This window comes from Marinomonas sp. 63XJN7_7_ISO-PGPR-S23-202 (genome assembly GCF_056173505.1).
Genome location: NZ_CM149677.1, coordinates 184,687 through 205,621, shown reverse-complemented (window position 1 = coordinate 205,621; position 20,935 = coordinate 184,687). Strand labels below are relative to the sequence as shown.

Here is a 20,935-nt window from a genome sequence, read left to right as displayed (position 1 = left end):
TAACCAAAGGTTTGCGCCCTGCTTTTCAAAGGTTTTTGCTTTGCCGCCTTCTGACTAAGACGTCGTCTTTTGTTGATGGAAAGCGAACATATCATCAAGCGAGTGAGCGAAACGGTCAGCCGTGTGCTTGCCAAGACGCCCTAGTTGCCAGTTGTCTTCAATAAAGCGCAGTACCGACCCTTGATCCAACATTTTATGCTCCACATAGTTATGTTTTGCCAAAGGAGACACAATTAAAAAGGGTAAGCGTGGCCCGTAACCCAAACCGATCATGCCTTTGGGTGCCTCCGGTGGCGTAATGTGATCATACCAACCATCTGAATTATTCCAAACCAACATCACCGCCGTATTTGCCCATTGAGGACTCTTCTGTAATCGGCTTATGAGGGTTTGTAGGAAGGTTTGTTCATCCAAAGGCGACGAGTTGCCCACATGACCATTTTGACCCGTTTTGGGGATGACAAAACTCACTGCAGGTAACTGCTGGTTGCGAATTGCCTTCCAAAATAAAGACAAGTCATATTGATGATTTGCTTGGTCACTCAAACCAATCGTCTTATCGGATAACGGCGGCAAATGGTGAGGGTTGGCCGTTGATTTGAAATATTGAAAGGGTTCATTGCTTGGTATGTAGTCTGGCTCAATAGAACCTTGCTGATTCAAAGAACGAGAAGCCATCACAGCACGGCCTGACACATGAGACGTTGGTGCAAAGCCGCCCACAAACGCCCCCCAGCTCACCTTATGTTGGTTCAGCAAGTCGCCAATGTTGGCCCGTGTCAAATGCACTAAACCTCGCCCTGAGCTGCCATCATCATAGAGAGGGTAATTATTACCGATCAGATCATCATGGTAGTCCACACCTGGCACTCTTTTCGGTAAGACGCCTTTGGTTCCTCCGGCGATTTCATTAATCAGACCCGACGCCGTCGAGGAATAATCACTGGCAAAAAAATGATCGGCTAAGGCGTAGTGCTGAGCGTACTCCCACAAGGCGTGAACCGTATTACCATCGTAATAGCCCATAACAGATTGTGGGAAACAACCATCATCATTGATACTGTTACTTGGTGCTTCGCTGTCCAACCAAATAAACATGTTGTTTTGACCATGATTATAAGAGGCTTTTTGCGCCAAAGGCCCATATCCTAAATCACAGGTTGGCTCCGCAGGCGCTAAGCGAAAAGGGTTGGTCAGGTTGGGGTTGTGAGTCATGACTTGTTTCGTAAAACCCGCCACTTTAGGTGTATTCGCCTTTGCATGAAACGCCACTTCACCAGGTTTGTTTTCCGCAATGGGATAGCGTCCAAAATAGCGATCAAAACTTTCATCCTGAAGCATCACCACAACCACATGTTTCACTGGTGTGGTTGGTACCTGTTGAATCGGTGCACTGTGTGCCATGGCACTCAATAAGCCGATTGATAAGGAGAGAATATGTCTAATAGCCACCGTTTTTTCCTGTTCCAAAAAAGTCGAATTGATAATGACGTACAAACGGTTTCCACCAAGGAAACACTCCAGGCCCTGCATTCTTAACAAGGAATAGGCCATTGACAGGAGGCGGGGAGTATTCGTTTGTCACAAAGTAGTGCCCAGGTCCATCCAGCTTTATATTACGCCCATAATGGGTGCCGCCTTGGGCCACCATGGGCAAATAATCCGCTTCATAACGCCAGTTACTATTGGCTTTGGTCAGAATAAAATGAATCTTTAGCCCAGGAATCCAGTCTGTCGCAGGAAACCCCTGCGGGTTGCCTGGTAAAGCATGCACATCGGTTTCCAAGTGTATGTCGGCGTGCTTGGGAGACCCCGCCATTTTCGGCGACATGATAATCCCTTGGATATAACTGGCTCCCACTTTCATACCATTGATACCGACATCGGGGCCGAAGACCACATCCAATGCCCACACTCGCATACTTAAACACAGGCACAAAGCCAGTAAACAATATCGCATCATGACGTTGCTCCTTTATGTATCTTACCCTGTGAATCCAGAGAGAAGGAGTAATTTAAATCAAACGGTTTCCACCAAGGCGCTACACCGGTTGCTTTATCGATATGACGATAAAAGCCATTTGCCCTAGGGGATTGGTAATGCACCGTCCACTGATATTGACCCGCCCCATCCAATACGGTGGCTTGACCATACTCAGGGCCGGTTTGTGTGAGGCGCATCGGCGCAATGAAGGATTGGTGCCAAGAGGTCCCCACCTTCTTTACCTCAAACGTCACCTTACAAAAAGAGACAAAATCGTTGGTAATATACCCATTGGGATTATACGCATTGGCCTTAGCGCGACTCCACAAAACCAGCTTCTTGCCTTCTAAACGCACGCCACTGGAAAGATTCATTCCATCTTTATCCATTGAAGCCAGCGTCGTATTCACCACCTCTTCAGCCTGTGCCGTGACACTTATCAGGCACGCACTCAATAACCCACAAAACACAATATATCGCATAATCTGATCCATTTAATGAAACAGTAAAGTTGGAAAAATACTCCAAAGGGTGGCAACAGACAGTAATGCACACCCAATCAAGAGCAAACCGTTTAATAGTATTCGGCGCGCCAAACTCACATCCTGAGCCGCTGTCCAGCGCCATGCGCTCACCCCATTGAACAGCAGCGCCATGACCAACAAGCCCAGTTCCAAAAACATCACATCATTGCCAACCGCCTGTTTTAGAGTGGCGAATAACGTACTGCCTAGGCCGAGCAAAATGCATAACATCGCCATCGGCGCAAACTGATAGCCAAAGGCCGCCATGCGCTGGCTTCGACGACTCTGATTAGCATGAAAAGCATAACTGGCCAGCCAAGAGCACAACAGCAAAGGCACTGCCAATAAAAGCGCAAAGCCCAACATGAATCCGCTGATCGAAAAGAAATCAAGCCACAGGTAATGCTGATTCAATGCCGCATTTTGATTCATTAACCAGCTAGGCCCAGCTTGCAACCAGCCATACCAGTGCTGAGATAGGGCAAATTGGCCCAGGGCTTGTCGAAAAGACACATACAGCGGGGTCTGAGCCCATACAAATCCGGCCACCGCCAACCCTGGCGCAAGCCAAATAAACCAGAGTTCAGACAAACAGGGAGCGTGACGATCAATCTCAATGATTTCTGTACCAAGCTGGCGTATCTGAACGGTCAAGCCGCCTTTAGACTCTGGGTTCACACATCGAGCGCACTTAATACAGTGACGAGCGGTTTGCTTGGTCGCCAGATCAATACTGGTTGGACATAAGCCGTTATCGCGATACCCTTCGCTAATGCGAGGAGTCTGATTCTTTGCTTGTTTGCGAACCAAGTTGACCACCCCTAAGCGGGAAAATACCCCAAGAATGGAACCAATAGGGCACAAGTGGCGACACCAAACACGCCGACCCTGTTTATGTTCACTGCCAAATAACAAGCCACATCCGACTGCCAGGGCGAAAATAAGCGCAAACAGCAACAGAGCAGCCCGTAAATCGTCGCGAACATCTAAGGTTTGCGCCCAAATCGTTACCCAAATAAAGCTCATGGCGGTCGTCATTGGGTGCTTGATAAAACCAGGAATCGGAACGCGGGCACCAATATGGCTGAACCATTCACTCATGGCGCCCAGTGGGCACAAGATGCCACACCACAAACGCCCCACCAGCAACACCGACAATAACGTGCCGGGATACCATATCGCCCACAACACCCATTCACTAAAAAGCTGACCATTATTCCATGGTGTTTGCCAGTGATATTGGGGAACGGCTCCAAACAAGGGGAGGACAAGTAAGCAAACCAACCCAATCAGCATAAATACTTGCCAGTAAAGACTGCGACGACCAAGCCGAACTAGGCCTTTGTCTAGCCAACGCCCAAGACGCGCTTTTTGAGTCATCCTCATTGTCACCCTCACAATTTAACCCAATAAAAATGTTAAATCGTCTTATTAACAAAAAAACGAAACGAGTGTTTGACTCGTTTCGTCCGTCCGACTCCTCCTTGAGACAATGCTTATTTTAAGAAGAAACTACTTCACCTGTTTTAGGGTTAAGCATCAGAGCATGGGTTCTGTGACCATGACCAAAGTGCAACATGTGATCCAAGGTACCCGAATGGGCATCCATAGAGTGGCCAGCTCGACCCAGTCTCCAGTTGTCTTCAATAAAGCGCATAATCGAACTTTGATCGGTCACATTGTGATCAACAAAGTTTCGTTTTGCGTAAGGAGAGATCACCAATAAAGGTAAGCGCGGACCATAACCATGACGGCCAGTGACATCAGCAAAGTGGTTTTTTGGCGGCATGACATGGTCGTAGTAGCCATCGGAATCGTCATAAGCAATGACGATTAAGGTGTCTTTCCAAGTAGGCAGTTTTTCAAGACGGTTAATCGTCTTAACCAAGAAACGCTGCTCATCTAATGGGTTTGAGTAACCAGCATGACCATCTTCAATGCCTTTCGCTTTCAAGAAAGCCACCGCTGGAAGATGACCTGAATCCGCCGCTTTCCAGAAAGTTTTCAAGCTGTACTGGTGATTCGCTTGATCTGTCTTACCCACCATTGCAATGCTAGAAGGTGGTAAGTGGTGAGGGTTGGCAGTGGATTGAAAGTATTGGAACGGTTCATGGTGAGGAATATAATCGCTTTTCACGCCACCGAATACATTGGTACTTTTCGCGCCACACACGGCAAAGCCGTTTTGGTAACTGGTTGGATCAAAACCGCCTTCAAACCAGCCCCAAGTGACGTGTTTCTTATTCAACAAATCACCAATGTTTTTCCCCGTCAATGCCACGCGTCTGTGAGGATCCACCAAATTTAAGTTCGTCTCAAATTTTTTCGCATTGGCAGCATTTTTATAAGCACAATCGTCTAGGCGAGGGTTATCATCGCTCACGAGATTGCCCCCTTCTACACCGGGCGTCGCCTTCTCGATCACAGGACCTGTGCGACCCGCTGCTAGGTTTAATGCCCCTGGGGTAGACGGACCAAAGATGGTACCGTAAGAGTTATCGCTCATCGCAAAATGTTGCGCATAATTCCACAACGCCGTCACACTATTACCATCGTAATATCCCATCACCTGACGCTGACCAACTTTGGAATATTTGTCCCCGGTTTTTTCATAAAACTGGTTCATCAAACCACCGTTGTAAGCATCTTGTTCCGCTTCATAACCGTGGTCTTGGTCAAATGGCTCTTGGTTGCGAGGCAGCAAGAATGGATTAAGCGCGTTAGGATTATGTGTCAGCAACTGTTTCGTTAAGGTGTTCACCGCAGGCGTGTTGGCTTTAGCATGGAAAGCGGGCTCACCTTTTGGATTGGTCGCATGGGGGTAAGTACCAAAGTAGTGATCAAAAGACACGTTTTCTTGGAAAATCACGACAACGTGTTTAATCGGTGTTTTCGTATGATGAGACATACTGGACGCATGGGCCACAGTAGATAAACACAAAGGCAGAGCGAGTGCAGTACACGCACTTAACAGCGATGGTTTGAGCAAACTCATTGGACGACCCTCTGATAGGCATTGATAGATAATATGAACAAGAGTAAGTAGGAATACTTACTTGGGGGTGAGACTAGAGAGGATAAATGACAGTATCATGTCATAAATGTGACCTAACGCCAGCTTACAGATAACTTACTATTATCCGAAAAAATCATGACGATAGGCCTATTTATATACACTTTGTAAATGATTCTTATGTTTTTTTGACTATTAATTTTCCATCATTAGGAACTTTTTCTAGGGAAAGTGTCGCCTGCTTTAATCCTTTTTATACACCACTTTAAAGGCTAATAGTTGCGTCACTTCCGATGCATTGAAATTATTATCAGATATGAGAACCAGTGTTCGTTGGCCATTCGCTAATTTGGGCCCAAATGTGATGCCTTCAATGTTATCGAGCTTCGGCAGATGCTTGTCATCATTCAAATTCAGCAACAAGTGTTTTTTCATCGGCTGATATTGTCCCGGCACCAAGGTTTGCACCCCAATAACGTTGGTCGCGTTATCAATATCCGCCTGATAGATGCGAATATAATCATGATAATGTCCTGCGGCATCCTGAATGCCTGCACGCTCCACGACCAATAACTGTTGGCTGTTCAACGCCAAAATTTCTGACACACCATTATCGGCATGTTTACCTGGCCCAGGCTTCGCCGGCAGCGGATCAATCGGATACACATATTCACCAATAACATCCCCCAGCTCGTCATAACGAATCACTCGGGAATACGCGCCCTTCGTTAAAGAAGGCAAGGCGCCATCTTGTTTTAAAGGCGCCTCCATTGCGGCAAAATACATTTTTCCATTAGGGGTAAAACTACTGCCTTCTAACGCAAGATTATCGCGAAAGCCCACTTTGCTATTGTGCGGATCATATTGGTAAGGTTGGGGGATAGGCAACTGATCAATGTAATAACCATCCATAAACGCATCACGGATAAACGGGTTCATCCCCAGAGCACGATCTCCTTCACTGGTATAACGAAAACCTGTCGTGAAGGGGTTAAAACGAATGGACTCAAAATCTGGCACCATTCCCTTATGGTTTTTCTCATAGCTTTCCTTGCTCGGATAAGGAGTGTCATTTGGCTGATAAAGGGAAATCATTTTCGTTAACGTCATCGGGCCGACTTTGTCTTTGGTAATCGGCATGCTCCCCAAATACGCACGTGCTGGCCCTTTACTGGCTCGGTCATCGCTGATCATCAACCATTGCTTGCGATCCGCACTGTAATCAATCCCTGACAAACCACCCACTAAAACATGATCAAACTTTGTGTCATTAGGAATAATGTATTCCCCAATATAGTCCAGTCGAGCGATGGGAAAATTAGACGAATTGTCATCCAACGCAGAGTCAGTATTAGAAGCAGCCTCTGCGGTTAGTGACATGCAACCTAGCAGCAAACACGCCGCTATATACGATTGTTTCATTGTTACTCCTTTCACTCTTACTCTTTTAGGATATTTCTCATTAACAACAATGTGTACTTGCCACTATCGACGGGCACAGTGTGACTCATAACAAATAGTGACTCATAAATAGAAACACGCAACAGCGCCTATTCATCAATGGATCTGCGCTTTTCGAACCGCCTCTTTAAACTCTTCGGTCTGCCTTAATACAGCTAAAATACGTTCGTACAACCAATTCAAGTGCCAGGGCAAACGACGCTTCACATCCAGTAATAACACCACCCGAGTCGATGGGGTAAAGTTAGACGCCCCATGGGGGAAGGCATCGTCCCACAACAGCCCTGTTCCTTCTGTTAAATCCACGCGCTGACCATTAATAGTAAGAAAACACTCACCAGAGTCCACAAACAAAGGCAAATGATAACGCATCACACCTTTATTGGGCCCTTTGTGAATGGGGACATCTTTTCCTGCTTCCATGCAGGAAATCAACGCACTACTAATGGTCTGGTCATTCTCACGCACCAATCGTACCAGAGTCGGACTGATGGACTCATTCATGTACACGCCATACATTTTGACAATGGCGGTTTTCCACTTGTGTGAGTCGGTATTGGCAATATCATATTGATGAGCATCTACTTGGCTAAATTCCGGTACCTGTTGCCATTTCGATTCTAGATAGTGCCCCACTTCATGTCTAATCTGTTGCCAGCTGTCTTCAAATGCCTGACCTTGCGGGAACAGCTGTGATTTATCTAATATTGGTTCATTACGAATCCATAGTCTGAAATACTTATCAACACAAAAAGCCAGCACACGCTTCATACAGCAACCTCCCAGTTACGCCCTTCAATGTAGTTAGACTAGTCCTAAATCATTACTGTTTTTTGAGGCTCACTATCGATTGCTCATCATCAATCATAGCTCTCATAATGCTTTCAACTGAGTCATAGTGTTTCGCAGGAACCTGTCGAACTTTTAAAATGAGTTCACGATCCACTACCATACTATGGCCTTTCAAATGATAGCTCGCCACATAATCGCCAACAGAATTACGCACATTCACATTTGGTGGCAAATCGTCAAAGCGATAACCTTTAGGTGGCGTGAGAGTAAAGTGCCAATACAAGTCTTTAGGCTGTAACATCACAGGATAACGACGCACCGCATCTTCCCGCAAGTATTGCTGTGGCGGATCTTGTGGGGCGAAGTTTGGCATATCCGGCAAGACAAATGCACGTGTTCCCACATGCAATGCTTTGCGCGATATCCAATCCATCGAAAATCTAAAAGGTACATCCAAATTATGAGGGTCCGTTGTTTTAATATGCCCAAAACCGTAGTGGGGTAACAAGGACAATGCCTGCTTCAATGCATCTTGTCGGTTCTCTTTATTCGACAACTGATAGCGTAAATAGGAGGCCAATATAGGCGACATGCTAACGTACGCTTTGCCTTTAATGGTGCCATCGCGACTAATTTTAATGTCGCCATTGGTGACAAAACGCGCCTCTCTAGGGGTCACTTTTGGCGTACGAGTCAGCTTTGGATGCTTGCCCACTAACAGGACTTGTTTATTACGCAAGCCATAATCCAGCACCCCAAACGGGGCACTTTGATCTGTCGGGTTAGCGTATAAGTTAAATTCTGGTAAATAGATAATCATGTGGTTAAAGGCTTCCACAGAAGGCGCTGGCCAATCCACATTGCGGTTACTCCAATTGATTATGGCAGGGTCGGACTTAATGCCTTTTGCGGTTAACAGGGCCTGCAATAACACCACATGATCTTTGCAATCGCCATAACCATTTTCCAATACTTGATTGGCGCTATGGGGAATCCAACTTGAGTTAGCGGTTAAATACATCGCCACATAACGAATGTTTTTCGTCACCCAGTCGTATAACGCGCGTGCCGCCGCTTTACCCTGTTTGCCTTGGGTAATGTGATTCGCCAACGCTTGGATTTCAGGAGTCACGTCCGCTTTGTCTGCCGATAAATGATAATAGTCCTTTGCCAACTCAAGGTAACTGGTGATGGTCGACACACTCAACAGAGGACTCAGGTCCAATGGGTTAGGCATATGATTTTCGTACAATGAAGGAGAAGCACCACGCATATGATATTGCCCCTTGATTACCCGACGGTCTCCTTCGATCTTATTGGTGTATTGAAAACCATTCTGAGCGCCGACACTCAAAGGCAGAGAGGCTGGAGCATAGAGCGTCACATAGACATCACCGTTGTGGAAAATACCCGCCGAAAACGCATCACTATAACCCAGTTTATAGGGCTTAAAGGTCGTGACCTTCACCTCCGCATGCACTTTAGAGCCGATTTTCACTTGCGGAAAAAGTATCGTCGCCGTCTTGGTGGAGACAAAGCCAGGCGCATTTTGTGCCGCCGCACTAGGACGGATTAATACACGGCTGGCTGGTACATTGATTTTTTGTCCATCGGGTTGAATAACCCAAGCATTCAACATTTTATAAGTCTGATTATGAGGGTCAAAGGTGGTCGAAAATTGCCCTGCATTATCAATGTCGGTCGCCCTTAGCACCGTGCGATCAAACGTCGTCACATCCGAATAGGTTTTATTTTTATGCAAATGCACCACATCATGAATCTGATATTCTGACGTTTTCACACTCGCCATGGCTGGCAAGCTTCCCCATGCAAACATCAACAACAAGCCTAACGCCGTCACTCGATGGAATCTCAACATATGTCTCTCTACTCACTTGTTTACTCAGTGATTGCTTGCACTCCGTGGTAGCACAACCACTGTATACAGATATAGCACAACCATGCTTTAGCCAATGTATCCGCTTGACTGACAAAAAGCCTCTTTAAAAAAACGGCGAACAACACTCTTCCTCTTTTATAGCATTTCTTTTGCTTATATAGACACGCAAAACAATAAATTGACGAAAGTTGACGACTTATTGTGACGCTCTTTTTTCACACCTGAGGCAATTCAAGAACGTTTCAATACGCCACCTCTCTAGAAATCAAGGGCGATACTCTCATATCCCATCTCTTGCTTATTACTACTTGAGGAAGCAACAAAGCATCACACCAATACTTAATATATCAGCATAAAAAAGCCCCAATGAAGAGAATTCATTGGGGCTTTTTTAAGTCCGTGTTAGGCATTACAACCAACCACGGTGTTTAAAGTACCAATAAGGCGCGAAGCCTGTACACACCATCAAGCCTAACGCCGCCGGATACCCATAGGTCCAGTTTAATTCAGGCATAACATGGAAGTTCATCCCGTAGATACTTGCAACCAAGGTAGGGGGTAAGAACACAACCGATGCGATGGAGAAAATTTTGATAATCTTGTTCTGTTCAATGTTGATAAAACCTTGGGTCGAGTTCATCAAGAAGTTAATTTTATCGAACAAAAAGGTCGTATGAGACATCAAGGTCTCCACGTCTCGCATAATCTCACGCAAGGTTTCTGAGTATTCATGGCGATTACGAAGATGACGCAATAAGAAAGAAATATCACGCTGGGTATCCATCAAACACAAACGAATTTTTCCGTTACTGTCCTCCAACTTAGCCAGCTTTTCAATGATGCTGTCTAGTTCGCTTTCGTTCTCTTCCAAAACAAGGTGACTGACCCCTTCTAATTGACGATGCAGGTCTTCCAATGTATCGGCGTGGTTCTCTACTTTATTTTCAAATAGCGTAACTAATAATTGCGCAGGAGAATCCACCGCTATCTGCCCACGACGAGCCCGCATGCGCAGTAACCGGAAATCGGCGACTTCGCTTTCACGAATCGTGATCAGTCGATCATTTTGCAAAATACAAGCAACCGTCGAGGTTTTATGACGCCCTTCCGTTTGATTTAAAAACAAGGAGTGAACGTGAATGCCAGCCTGATCAACAAAACAGCGAGCGGATGCCTCAATCTCTTCAACATCGTCCGATTCTGGTAAATCCGTACTCAAGATGGCTTGCAGTTGTAAACGTTCGTCATCATCCGGTTCCGCCGCGTCAATCCAGTCCGCATCTTTTTGTAATGTGGCAAAATTATCATCTTCTTTAGGAATTTCTTGAATCAAGCCGTTGTTGATTTTAAAAAATCTTAGCATACGTTTACCTCGGTATAATCGATACCTTATTTCAGTCAAGCCGTATTATTCAGTGCGTTTCTCTGCAAAGTATAAAGACGGAAAATGAGTATTTTATGACGGCGTAGCATTATCCGTTCGACCAGCGACGTCTGATTAGAATGATGCTGTGCATCATACTGATGACGCTCAAGGTCGTCACTCATTAATCAAGCGAAGCGGTGAAAAAAGATCAAAAAAGACCCAGTCCAATCATCACCTTTCAATAAACTAGGATTATACCCATGTTGGATGACACTTCTAATACGAATGTCATTAAGGAAGACACAAAGGCACTGAAAAACCACTAAAACGCACCGACTCTGGGAGTCGGCACATCCAGAGACTTAACAGTGAAGGCAGGCTACTCCACTTTCAGTCACTCAGTTTCCATTAAAAGCCGTAGCTCATCCTGCAATTCTTCAATTCGTTCGACTAAAATATGCTGTTGTGAATCTGGCACCTGAGCAATATCTTGCAAGGATATTTCTTCCAGGTCGTTAAGCAACTGCAGCAACTGTTCCATGTATTTCCCTTCTCCCTGATCGTCCGCAAAAAATCTCCATTAAGCTACCCTAAATCCCCGCTATTAACCCGTATAAATCAAGACAATAATGCACTCTTTTGTAAAAATAGCCCCTAGCGCTCCAAGACGCTAGCAAACAGAAAAATAAGTCCTCTCGGTATGATTAAGGCGCGATATAAGAGACACTATTACTATAAACACGTTATCTTGTCGGTCACAGATAACGTGTTTATAGACAGACTTGATATCTCAGGCTGCCCTCATCAACAAGGGAAACAGGAATGACGCTCACCGCTATCGTGTTGGTTTTGCTGTCCGCTTTTATGCACGCGGGATGGAACTTTTTTGGCAAAAAAACTAGCCCCACTCTTGGCTTCTTTCTGTTAACCATGATCGCTGGGGCGCTAGTATTTTCCCCTGTTATTATTTGGCAGTGGCCGTTAATTCGCGCCTTTCATCGCGACATTCTCTTGTTGCTGTTTGCTACAGGCTTTTTTCACTCACTTTACTTATGGGGACTAGCAGAAGCCTATCGTTCAGGGGATATGTCCATTGCCTATCCTCTTGCTCGCTCTTCACCTTTGATCATTGTTGCCATCTCAAGTCTCTTTCTGGGTCAACAAGACACTCTTTCTATCCAAGCGGTTGTGGGCATTGTCATGATTGTAGTCGGCTGTTTATTCATTCCATTACCCAGCTTTAGCGATTTTAGACTCCGCAATTATCAAAATCGCACCACTGTATTTGCGTTACTGGCGGCGTTCGCCACAGCAGGCTACTCCCTAGTGGATGATCGTGCCACGGCCTTAATGCGCGCCTTAACCAACGCGGCGGGTATGCCGCTAGCCAGTCCTTGGCAGGTGTCACTTTTGTATGTCACCCTACAAGCCGCCTTTTCGGTAATATGGATGATCTGGTTTGTCCTATTCACCCCAAAACAACGGCAGACGTTTGGCAGAATGTGTATGGCACAATGGCGTATTGGCTTACTAACAGGCGCTCTCATGTTAGGCACTTATTCATTAGTCATTTTGAGCATGGCTTTTGTTAGTAACGTCAGCTACGTGGTTGCCTTGCGACAATTGAGTATTCCACTGGGCGTATTATTTGCGGTGATCAGCTTTGGAGAATCCCTACGCGCGCCTAAAGTAATCGGTGTAACCATCACCGTTATCGGCTTAATCGCCGTCGCCTTAGGGTAAAGGCAAGATGCCCTTATTTTGCGGACTGACATTCAATTGTCATGTCTTTCTTTTTAACTGCGTTTTCATTCTCATCGTTTTGAAATTTTAAGGAACCACCATGGCACTGGCCTTTTTCGATCTTGATAATACCTTAGTCGCAGGCGATACCGCCCAAGCCTTTGCGGAATACATCGCCGCGAGCGACCTGCCGACACCCGACGACTTCCTAACCGTTAATCTTACTTTCATGGCTGAGTACGATGCTGGCACCCTAAACCTTGAAGACTACATGCGTTACACCTTATCACCTTTGTTTATTCTAGACGCGAAACAACGGGCCACATTAATCCATCAGTTTATTCAAGACGTCGTGAAAACGATGGCGCTTCCTAAAGCTTTCGACCTGTTAGCCCAACATCAACAAAACGGTGACGAACTTATCATTATCTCCGCCACGGGCTCCCATTTGGTCGCCCCTATTGCCGCTTACCTTGGTGTTAAGCACAGCCTTGGTGTTGATCTCGAATATCAAGATGGACGTATCACAGGGGCGCTCGTTGGTACCCCAACTTTTCGCGAAGGCAAAGTCATCCGCGCCGAACAATGGGCCAAAGACAATGGCCACACCATGGACAACATCTACTTCTACAGCGACTCCCACAACGATCTGCCTCTGCTGGAAAAAGCGCATTTTCCCATCGCAGTCGACCCCGATCCGACTCTAGAAAAAATCGCCACCGAGCGTGGTTGGAAAGTGATTAGCTTGCGGTAGCACGTCACTAGATTAGAGAAGTACCATCCATTAAAGTTAGGGTATCAGAATGGCTAACAATGCCTTTATAAGACAAAAGACACAGCAAAAAGGAGGCTCCCCTCATAAAACTTATCATCGCCAATAAAAACTATTCGTCTTGGTCATTGCGAGGTTGGATGGCACTAAAAGCATTCAATATTCCATTTGAGGAAATCAAACTTTCTTTATCTACTGAGGCTTTCTACAAAGAGCTTGCCCAATATACACCGATTGGCAAGGTGCCAGTTTTGTTGGATGGTGATTTGAGCGTATGGGATTCACTCGCCATTTGTGAGTACATCAACGAAACCTACTTAGATGGAAAAGGCTGGCCCGCCGATAAACACCTTCGCGCACGGGCTCGCTCTATTGTCGCAGACATGCATTCAGGCTTTTTTGGTATTCGCAACGAAATGCCCATGAACTGCCGGGCAAAACGTCGCGTTGAACTAAGCGATCAAGCTAAAAAAGAAGTGGACACACTCGATCGTGTTTGGGCGGAGTTGAGACAACATAACGCTACAAACGGCCCCTATTTATTTGGCGAATTCAGCTTGGCTGATGCCTTCTTCGCCCCGGTTATCTTCCGCTTTAAGACTTATGGTATTGAGCTATCGGATGCTGCTCGCGACTATCAACAAACCATGTTAGCTCATCCTGCAATGAAGTCATGGCTAGAAGACTCTGTTATCGAAACCGATATTGTCAAAGCGGGTGAAGCTGGCGAGCCCGTTTAACCCTTCAATAAAAAACACCCTGCTTTCACTAAGAAAATAGGGTGTTTATGTCTTTACTAAGAGCTAAGAAGCGTTTACCTCAGCAAATGACTTAATCAAACCGAAAGCTAGAGGCCGTCCAGCCCCCAAAGATCCCTTCATCGTGATAAACACAGCTTGCTTCGCCCTTTTCAGCGGCGCCAAGGGCGACCATCAAGGGAATCAAATGATCTTCTCTTGGATGACAAAGTCGAGCATAGGGGGCCTTGTCCCAGTCAATAACTCTTGCGCTGCGTTCACTTGGCGTGGAGTCTAGCAAGGTTTCTTGTAACCAGGCATCAAAGGCATTGGATGGTTTAATGGCTTGCGGGCCTCTTAATCCAAGGTTATGAAAACTCAAGCCACTGCCGACAATTAAAATGCCCTCTTCGCGCAGAGGCGCTAATGCACGGCCCAAAGCCAAATGCTCTTCAGGATCTAGATTCGATTTGAGAGAAAGCTGAATGAGTGGCATATCCGCTTCAGGGTACATCACCGCCATGGGAGCAAACGCACCATGATCGAAACCTTTTTTATCATCCAAATCCACCGGAAAACCAGCCCCTTTTATGAGTTCAGCGACACGAACGGCAACGTCTGGCGCACCAGGAGCTTGATATTTCACGTTATAGGTATGGGCTGGGAAACCGTAATAGTCGTATTCCATACCTGGTGCTGGATTGGATTGCACACCAAAGGTTTGTCGCTCCCAATGCCCAGAAATCATCAATATCGCTTTTGGCTTTTCAGGCAACTGCTTTGTCATATTCACCAATGACGTTTCAAGATTGATGAACATGGCTCGCATGTCTGGGATATAAGGCCAAGGGCCGCCGCCATGGGAGATAAAATAAGTCGGTAACATACTGTGACACCTCATAAAACTTTCTATTCAGTAATGATGCGCCAACTCGATATTAATCACTTAACATTAATCACATGAGGGCGCTTATCAGATAGGAAGAGTCTAGGTCTCGTACTCGTGTCAATCAACAAGCAAATTTTTAGCATTGCCTTCTAAAAATTTGAACACTCAAACTATTCGTTTAATTATTTGTCTCAAGCCATCTCTCTAAAACGGCTTGCAACGCCTCGACGGACTTCATCCGCCGAGGTCATCACCTCCCTCATAAACCAATACGTTATTCGGTTTTCTCATAGCAAAAAACACGTAGTCGATGCCCATCAAGATCCGTGACAGTAAACGTGAGACCAAAATCCATCTCTGTCGGTGCCTGAAGGATATTCACCCCAAGAGCTTGCCATTTGGAGTACTGAGCCTGTAATGCTGAGACACCTGATAGCATAAAAGCCATTTCCATCGCACCACCCTGTGCCGCCTCTACGGTAGGCTGCACCTCTGACTTCGCCCATAGGCCAAATTTATTCCCCGCATCACTGACAAAAAGCGCAAAGCCATCGCTCATTTCAACGGGCTCTCGCCCTAACAAGGGGCGATAAAAATCCACGCTGCGGGACACATTGTCTACATACAAAATACTAAAATTGGAAAGCTCCATGTTGATTCTCCTCTTTATCAATAATGATATTCGCGATCTAGAGCAATCTCGCCCCGTCACGTCACCGGGTCACAGCCCGATGTCCTAAAGAATAAAAGGAGGGTGTGTCAGAAACTGTCAGCAGAAATGTTTAAATCGATGAATTAGGAAGCGTTCAAAGTCGCGCGCCAATTTTTCAACAGCACATGACGCGGCGTTTTGTAGCGGTTTTCCTCTAACTGACAAGCAAGAATTCGGTCTGTTCGAAAATGACGAATCGCTTGTCGTAGTTCGCACCAAGCCACCAGCACACGAACTTCATCAAAATACCCCAGTGCAAAGGGCCAAACACGCCGCTCGGATTGGTTGTCTTTTAGGTCACGGTAGACAATAGACAGAATACGTTCATCTCGGATCGCTCGACGAATATCCGCCATATTGACAGAGTCTACTAGCGGCTCTTTACTTGGGCCGATCAATAGTGAGGTATCGTCTAGGATGTTTTTTAATTCAATCGGTAAAACGGCCGCAATTTTATTGAGCGCACTTTTCGCCCCCTCGCTTAATTGGGAGTCGGTTCGTTCAGCAACCCAACGGGCACCTAACACTAGGGCTTCAATCTCTTCTTCCGTAAACATCAAAGGAGGTAATAAAAACCCGGCACGCAACACATATCCCATGCCCGCCTCCCCCTCAATATTAGCGCCTTGTGATTGTAAGGTGGCAATATCTCGATATAGAGTGCGTAGACTAATACCTAATGTTTCAGCAAGATGTTTACCTGTCACCGGATAACGATGACGTCGTAATAAATCGATAAGAGCGATTAAGCGTTGGGCACGAACCATTTTAAAAAAACCTCACGTCCACATTTAATTCTTAGTGAGCACTATCATAGAAATAAATCTTCCTTAATCTCAAATAAAGAATCCTGTTTAACCATTTAGTAGACGACAAGAATGGCGTTTTACAGTTCTAAATTGTGTCACAATTAATTATTTTCACTTTTCAATTGAAAATCTCTTGTCATGACTTATCACTTTCCACCCATTTTCTTCCACGGGTTTTACAAGATCAGTGTTAGGGAAGTGCCTATTCAGTAAAGCCCCCGTCATGATTGCGATACAGCGTGTGTGGTGCTGGTTTTTTGTGCAATTTAGGGGGGCTTTTCAGACACTCAAAACAAGCCTAATGTAGATAGCAGATCAACAACAAACAGAAACAAATTGCACAAACAGATTGAAAGAAAAACTCGAAAGAAAACGAATTCTAATACTCTCTAATCAATCAGGGTTAATCAGGAGATAACATTATGTCTATACTATTTAGTAAACGCACTCTGTTCAGTGGCATCATTGCAGCATCATCTTTATCTACCATGGCTTTTGCTGCACAACCACAACAGGGCTTTACTGTCACACCCAGCATTGGTCATTATCATTTTAATAACGATACGCACATTGATGATAATACCTCTTACTCATTAGGACTAGGTTATCAGTTTAATAATCCTTGGGGAGTTGAGTTCAATTATCTCAATGCCAATACCAAAAAGAATGGTAATAAAGTCGACGTAAACCAATATCGTTTGGATGGTATCTATAATATTGAACAATTTAGTACCACAAAACTAACCCCTTACTTAGCCGCTGGTATTGGTGCAGTAAAATATAATAAGGGAATCGATACGACTCATACTCAAGTGAACTTTGGTGGCGGTGTCAAATATGCCCTAGCACAAAATCTAGCATTGCGTGGTGATTTCCGAGTCATCGAAGACACCAATGACAATAAACTGGATAATGTCACCTCTCTAGGTGTTCAGTACACCTTCGGTGGCCCCGCTCACGCGTCCACTATGAGCAATACATCAGATAGCAATCCCGCGTATTCTGAGCCGACAACGACAACTGCAACCATGGAGCAAACCTCTTCGGATACTCAGCCAGCGCCATCACAACCAAATGTTGCAGCAACCGCCAGCTCTGATCAGCCAGCAGCGACCGCTTCAACCGATAACCAACCTGCTGCAGCGGCAACGAATGACCAACCAGTCAAACAAAGCACAGTAGATGACTCAACAACGAGTACGGCTAAAACCACAACAGCGGCCGCTGCAGCTGCCACTGACCAAGCCAATACTGCGACCAAAGCAACCAAAGCAGTCGCAGCTAAACCAGAACCAGTCGAAATTAAGTTTCCAACAAATTCTGTATCCGTACCGCAAAGCGTGTACCCAAAACTACAGAAAATAGCGACTTATATGCAAGCCAATCCAAACACAAGCGCCCTTATTAAAGGTTACACTGATAACACAGGTAACCCTGTTTACAACGTAAAACTGTCTGAAGACCGTGCCCTTGCCGTGGCACAGGTATTAAACAGCACCTTTAACATCCCACAAAACCGTATGGAGACCGTTGGTTATGGTGAAGCGCAGCCTATAGTACCAAATGATACACCAGCGCATCGTGAGCAAAACCGTCGAGTCATTGCCGTTGTAGTTGACTCTGCGCAATAAGCTTTCATGCCCGACCCATCCTATGGATGGTGAGATTAAATTGCATTCCTTTAGGCCCAATAGACTCTCTATTGGGCTTTTTTTTATTTGAAGAAAAGTGCTTAAAAGTGCGAAATGACATCAAACTTTCCACACAGATCATCCTTAATCGTCTTAGTCCAATCACAATATTTTAGGGCAAATTTTAAGTGAAAAAAACATGTAATAGTTTTCACCTTTACTGATCGAATTCTCTCTATGAAAGTCGTTTTTCCCTAATTAAATCAACTGTTTTATATCGAATCAGTCAACCTAACGTCATGATTGCACAAGCTTCGTTTAGTTCCCATTTTTTGCGTATTTAGGCAGGGGTTTTCAGTCAGAAAAAATCCAGTATTGTAGTCAGCAGAACCGAACAACATCTTGTTCACTAAGGAGAAAAACATGTCTATTGCACTTAACAAACGTACTATTTTTGGCAGTATCATTCTTGCCTCTTCTTTATCTACAATGGCTTACGCTCACCCACAAGAAGGCTTCACTGTCACACCAAGTGTTGGCTATATGCATACAGATTCTGATTTACACCTTAAAGACAATGCCTCCTACTCTCTTGGACTAGGTTATCAGTTTGATAACCCATTTGGTGTCGAAGCCGTTTTCTTACGCTCAAACCAAAAACCCAGTGGTGGTGGGACTCACCAAGCGGTTGATCAATACCGTCTCGACGGTATCTACAACCTACCAACACTGCAAAGCGTGAATTTAACGCCTTATGTGGCTGCGGGTATTGGTAGTACTAAATACGGTAAACATACCGACTATGACAATGTCGATCTCAACGCAGGTGGCGGTGTAAAATACGCAATCAATAAAGACTTGGCAGTTCGTGCGGATTTCCGTCTTGTTAAGGACGTGGACGCAGGTCACCTTAATAACGTGACTTCTGTCGGTGTTCAGTACACCTTTGGTGCACCAGTGAAGCCCGTCACCTCAGGTGACTCTTCCAGTTCGAGTAACACAAGCTACTAGGCACCAATGTCAAATGAACACGTTTTTTCTTAATGCCCTTATAGATGATGGGGTGACATGTGCAAGCAACGGCGATGTGACCTAACAAGTAAGCAAAGAGATAGAACGCGCGACGGGAGAACGCCCAATGGCAACATTGGGCGTTTTTTCATGATCAGTAACAGAGAATAATGAACTGACTAGCGTGCCAGTCACTCCTGAGCCGCTAACCAGTCACACACGCCTCGCCCAGCTAATCGTCCAGTCGCAAAACACCCTGTTAGAAGATAACCACCCGTTGGCGCCTCCCAATCCAACATTTCGCCCGCACAAAACACACCAGGCATGTTAAGCAACATCAAGGCATCGTTCACACTCTGCTCGCATACCCCACCAGCACTGGAAATGGCTTCGTCAATCGGTTTCACGCTGTCAAACCATACAGGAAGGTGTTTCAAACAACGAGCCAGCGTGCGTGGCGTTTGAAACTCTGTTTTGGTGAAGGTTTCATAGAGCAAGGCGGCCTTCACACCGCTAATGCCGACGGTGCGCTTTAAATACTTACTGAAAGATTCCTTCGGTTTGGTATGTTGAAGTTTTTTAATGACCTGAGCGTCGTCTTGTAACGGTAATAAGTCTAGCGTTAATAACGCTTTACCATCTCGATTGATTCTATCTCGTAGGTATTTGGAAAAGGCATAAATAAGACTGCCTTCCATACCGTCGTGCGTCACAATACACTCGCCCTTACGACGGACGATATCACCGTTCTCCAAGGCAACCTGAAACGACACATCCTTTAATGGCTGACCTGCCCACTTACTCCGAAGATGCTCACTCCAATGGCTATGGAAGCCACAGTTGGCACTTTGTAAGGGAGCAAGCTCAATATCGGCTTGATCTAATACGTTCCACCATGCACCGTCTGAGCCAAGCTTAGGCCAACTGGCTCCACCTAACGCTAAGACAATGGCATCCGCGTGCGCCGTCACCGTCTCGCCAGAGCAATCAAAACTCGCCGAGTGCGCTGATACCTGAATCATTTTATGGCGCATATGAAACCTTACGCCGCCGTCTCGTAATCGCTTTAACCAATGACGTAGTAGAGGAGCGGCCTTCATATCCGTCGGAAAGACACGACCAGAGGAACCTATAAAAGTCTCGATTCCTAAGCCATGGATCCAATCGCGCAGTGCACCACTATCAAAATGGCGTAGCGATTTGTCCATCCAATCCGCTTTATCATAATAACGCTGGATAAATTCAGGATAAGCTTCAGAATGGGTAATGTTCATGCCCCCCACACCCGCCAGCAAAAACTTACGGCAGGCACTGGGCTTGGCATCATAAACGTGAACCTGATGGCCCTGTGCACAAATGTATTCCGCCGCCATCAAGCCTGCAGGGCCAGCACCAATGATCATAACGGTTTTTTGTGTTTGCACGCGCATCACCCTTTTCAAGACCCGACTAAAAACGGGCATGATAAAGAAAAACGGCACCCGCACCAATGCTTCCCAGCAAATTTCAACAAATCAAGTGCACAAAAATGGAACATGTTTGCTACCAACAAGCAGAACACGACCCCTACGGAGCGTCACGACCATTCTTT

At 45.6% G+C, this 20,935-nt stretch carries 19 protein-coding genes; 5 read left to right on the top strand and 14 right to left on the bottom strand.

Annotation, left to right across the window (positions count from 1 at the left end; translation table 11 throughout):
• Nucleotides 1–54 precede the first annotated feature (54 nt).
• From AC0VYG_RS00945 to AC0VYG_RS00900, 10 genes are all read right to left on the bottom strand, one after another.
• The gene (locus AC0VYG_RS00945) at nucleotides 55–1,452 is read right to left on the bottom strand and encodes an alkaline phosphatase family protein (RefSeq protein WP_475430490.1); all 1,398 of its coding nucleotides are present in this window, start codon (nucleotides 1,450–1,452) and stop codon (nucleotides 55–57) included.
• The gene (locus AC0VYG_RS00940; RefSeq protein ID WP_475430489.1) at nucleotides 1,442–1,963 is read right to left on the bottom strand and encodes an iron transporter; all 522 of its coding nucleotides are present in this window, start codon (nucleotides 1,961–1,963) and stop codon (nucleotides 1,442–1,444) included. The genes AC0VYG_RS00945 and AC0VYG_RS00940 overlap by 11 nt, the downstream gene beginning before the upstream one ends.
• Nucleotides 1,960–2,466: an iron transporter gene (locus tag AC0VYG_RS00935; RefSeq protein ID WP_475430488.1), complete on the bottom strand. Its 507-nt coding sequence runs from the start codon at nucleotides 2,464–2,466 to the stop codon at nucleotides 1,960–1,962. Before AC0VYG_RS00935 ends, AC0VYG_RS00940 begins: the two co-directional genes overlap by 4 nt.
• 12 nt (nucleotides 2,467–2,478) lie before the next feature.
• Entirely contained in the window at nucleotides 2,479–3,888 is a 1,410-nt protein-coding gene (locus AC0VYG_RS00930) for a 4Fe-4S binding protein (protein ID WP_475430487.1), read from the bottom strand.
• A gap of 121 nt (nucleotides 3,889–4,009) precedes the next feature.
• On the bottom strand, nucleotides 4,010–5,503 hold the full coding sequence (locus AC0VYG_RS00925; RefSeq protein ID WP_475430486.1) for an alkaline phosphatase family protein: 1,494 nt from the start codon (nucleotides 5,501–5,503) through the stop codon (nucleotides 4,010–4,012).
• 261 nt (nucleotides 5,504–5,764) lie between these two features.
• A complete protein-coding gene (locus AC0VYG_RS00920) occupies nucleotides 5,765–6,943 on the bottom strand; it encodes an esterase-like activity of phytase family protein (RefSeq protein WP_475430485.1) in 1,179 nt (392 codons plus the stop codon).
• Nucleotides 6,944–7,078: 135 nt separating this feature from the next.
• Nucleotides 7,079–7,753 (bottom strand): aspartyl/asparaginyl beta-hydroxylase domain-containing protein, encoded by a 675-nt coding sequence (locus AC0VYG_RS00915; protein ID WP_475430484.1) that lies wholly within the window; start codon nucleotides 7,751–7,753, stop codon nucleotides 7,079–7,081.
• A 52-nt stretch (nucleotides 7,754–7,805) separates the two neighbouring features.
• Entirely contained in the window at nucleotides 7,806–9,653 is a 1,848-nt protein-coding gene (locus tag AC0VYG_RS00910; RefSeq protein WP_475430483.1) for a DUF3857 domain-containing transglutaminase family protein, read from the bottom strand.
• A gap of 430 nt (nucleotides 9,654–10,083) precedes the next feature.
• Nucleotides 10,084–11,037, bottom strand: a complete 954-nt coding sequence (gene corA, locus AC0VYG_RS00905; protein ID WP_475430482.1) for a magnesium/cobalt transporter CorA — start codon at nucleotides 11,035–11,037, stop codon at nucleotides 10,084–10,086.
• A gap of 397 nt (nucleotides 11,038–11,434) precedes the next feature.
• Nucleotides 11,435–11,581 (bottom strand): hypothetical protein, encoded by a 147-nt coding sequence (locus tag AC0VYG_RS00900; RefSeq protein ID WP_475430481.1) that lies wholly within the window; start codon nucleotides 11,579–11,581, stop codon nucleotides 11,435–11,437.
• Between the two features lie 281 nt (nucleotides 11,582–11,862).
• Between AC0VYG_RS00900 and AC0VYG_RS00895 the strand changes: the two genes are divergently transcribed.
• The 3 genes from AC0VYG_RS00895 to AC0VYG_RS00885 all read left to right on the top strand — a co-directional run bounded on the left by AC0VYG_RS00895 (nucleotide 11,863) and on the right by AC0VYG_RS00885 (nucleotide 14,295).
• Nucleotides 11,863–12,783, top strand: coding sequence for an EamA family transporter (locus AC0VYG_RS00895; protein WP_475430480.1), 921 nt, complete (start codon nucleotides 11,863–11,865; stop codon nucleotides 12,781–12,783).
• 100 nt (nucleotides 12,784–12,883) lie between these two features.
• The gene (locus AC0VYG_RS00890; RefSeq protein ID WP_475430479.1) at nucleotides 12,884–13,537 is read left to right on the top strand and encodes an HAD family hydrolase; all 654 of its coding nucleotides are present in this window, start codon (nucleotides 12,884–12,886) and stop codon (nucleotides 13,535–13,537) included.
• Nucleotides 13,538–13,641: 104 nt separating this feature from the next.
• Nucleotides 13,642–14,295 carry a glutathione S-transferase family protein gene (locus AC0VYG_RS00885; protein ID WP_475432569.1) on the top strand — a complete coding sequence of 218 codons (654 nt, stop codon included), beginning with the start codon at nucleotides 13,642–13,644 and terminating at the stop codon, nucleotides 14,293–14,295.
• A 91-nt stretch (nucleotides 14,296–14,386) separates the two neighbouring features.
• On the opposite strand, the gene AC0VYG_RS00880 is transcribed toward AC0VYG_RS00885, so the two are convergent.
• The 3 genes from AC0VYG_RS00880 to AC0VYG_RS00870 all read right to left on the bottom strand — a co-directional run bounded on the left by AC0VYG_RS00880 (nucleotide 14,387) and on the right by AC0VYG_RS00870 (nucleotide 16,660).
• Nucleotides 14,387–15,178 (bottom strand): DODA-type extradiol aromatic ring-opening family dioxygenase, encoded by a 792-nt coding sequence (locus AC0VYG_RS00880; RefSeq protein ID WP_475430478.1) that lies wholly within the window; start codon nucleotides 15,176–15,178, stop codon nucleotides 14,387–14,389.
• 277 nt (nucleotides 15,179–15,455) lie between these two features.
• A complete protein-coding gene (locus AC0VYG_RS00875) occupies nucleotides 15,456–15,833 on the bottom strand; it encodes a VOC family protein (protein ID WP_475430477.1) in 378 nt (125 codons plus the stop codon).
• Between the two features lie 143 nt (nucleotides 15,834–15,976).
• Nucleotides 15,977–16,660, bottom strand: a complete 684-nt coding sequence (locus AC0VYG_RS00870; RefSeq protein ID WP_475430476.1) for a helix-turn-helix transcriptional regulator — start codon at nucleotides 16,658–16,660, stop codon at nucleotides 15,977–15,979.
• Between the two features lie 464 nt (nucleotides 16,661–17,124).
• Here AC0VYG_RS00870 and AC0VYG_RS00865 point away from each other — a divergent pair, with 464 nt between their 5' ends.
• Complete coding sequence (locus AC0VYG_RS00865) at nucleotides 17,125–18,333, top strand: OmpA family protein (protein ID WP_475430475.1); 1,209 nt, start codon at nucleotides 17,125–17,127, stop codon at nucleotides 18,331–18,333.
• Between the two features lie 423 nt (nucleotides 18,334–18,756).
• Complete coding sequence (locus AC0VYG_RS00860) at nucleotides 18,757–19,344, top strand: porin family protein (protein WP_475430474.1); 588 nt, start codon at nucleotides 18,757–18,759, stop codon at nucleotides 19,342–19,344.
• A 191-nt stretch (nucleotides 19,345–19,535) separates the two neighbouring features.
• Here AC0VYG_RS00860 and AC0VYG_RS00855 read toward each other — a convergent pair whose 3' ends face one another.
• The gene (locus AC0VYG_RS00855) at nucleotides 19,536–20,768 is read right to left on the bottom strand and encodes a TIGR03862 family flavoprotein (RefSeq protein ID WP_475430473.1); all 1,233 of its coding nucleotides are present in this window, start codon (nucleotides 20,766–20,768) and stop codon (nucleotides 19,536–19,538) included.
• Nucleotides 20,769–20,935 lie beyond the last annotated feature (167 nt).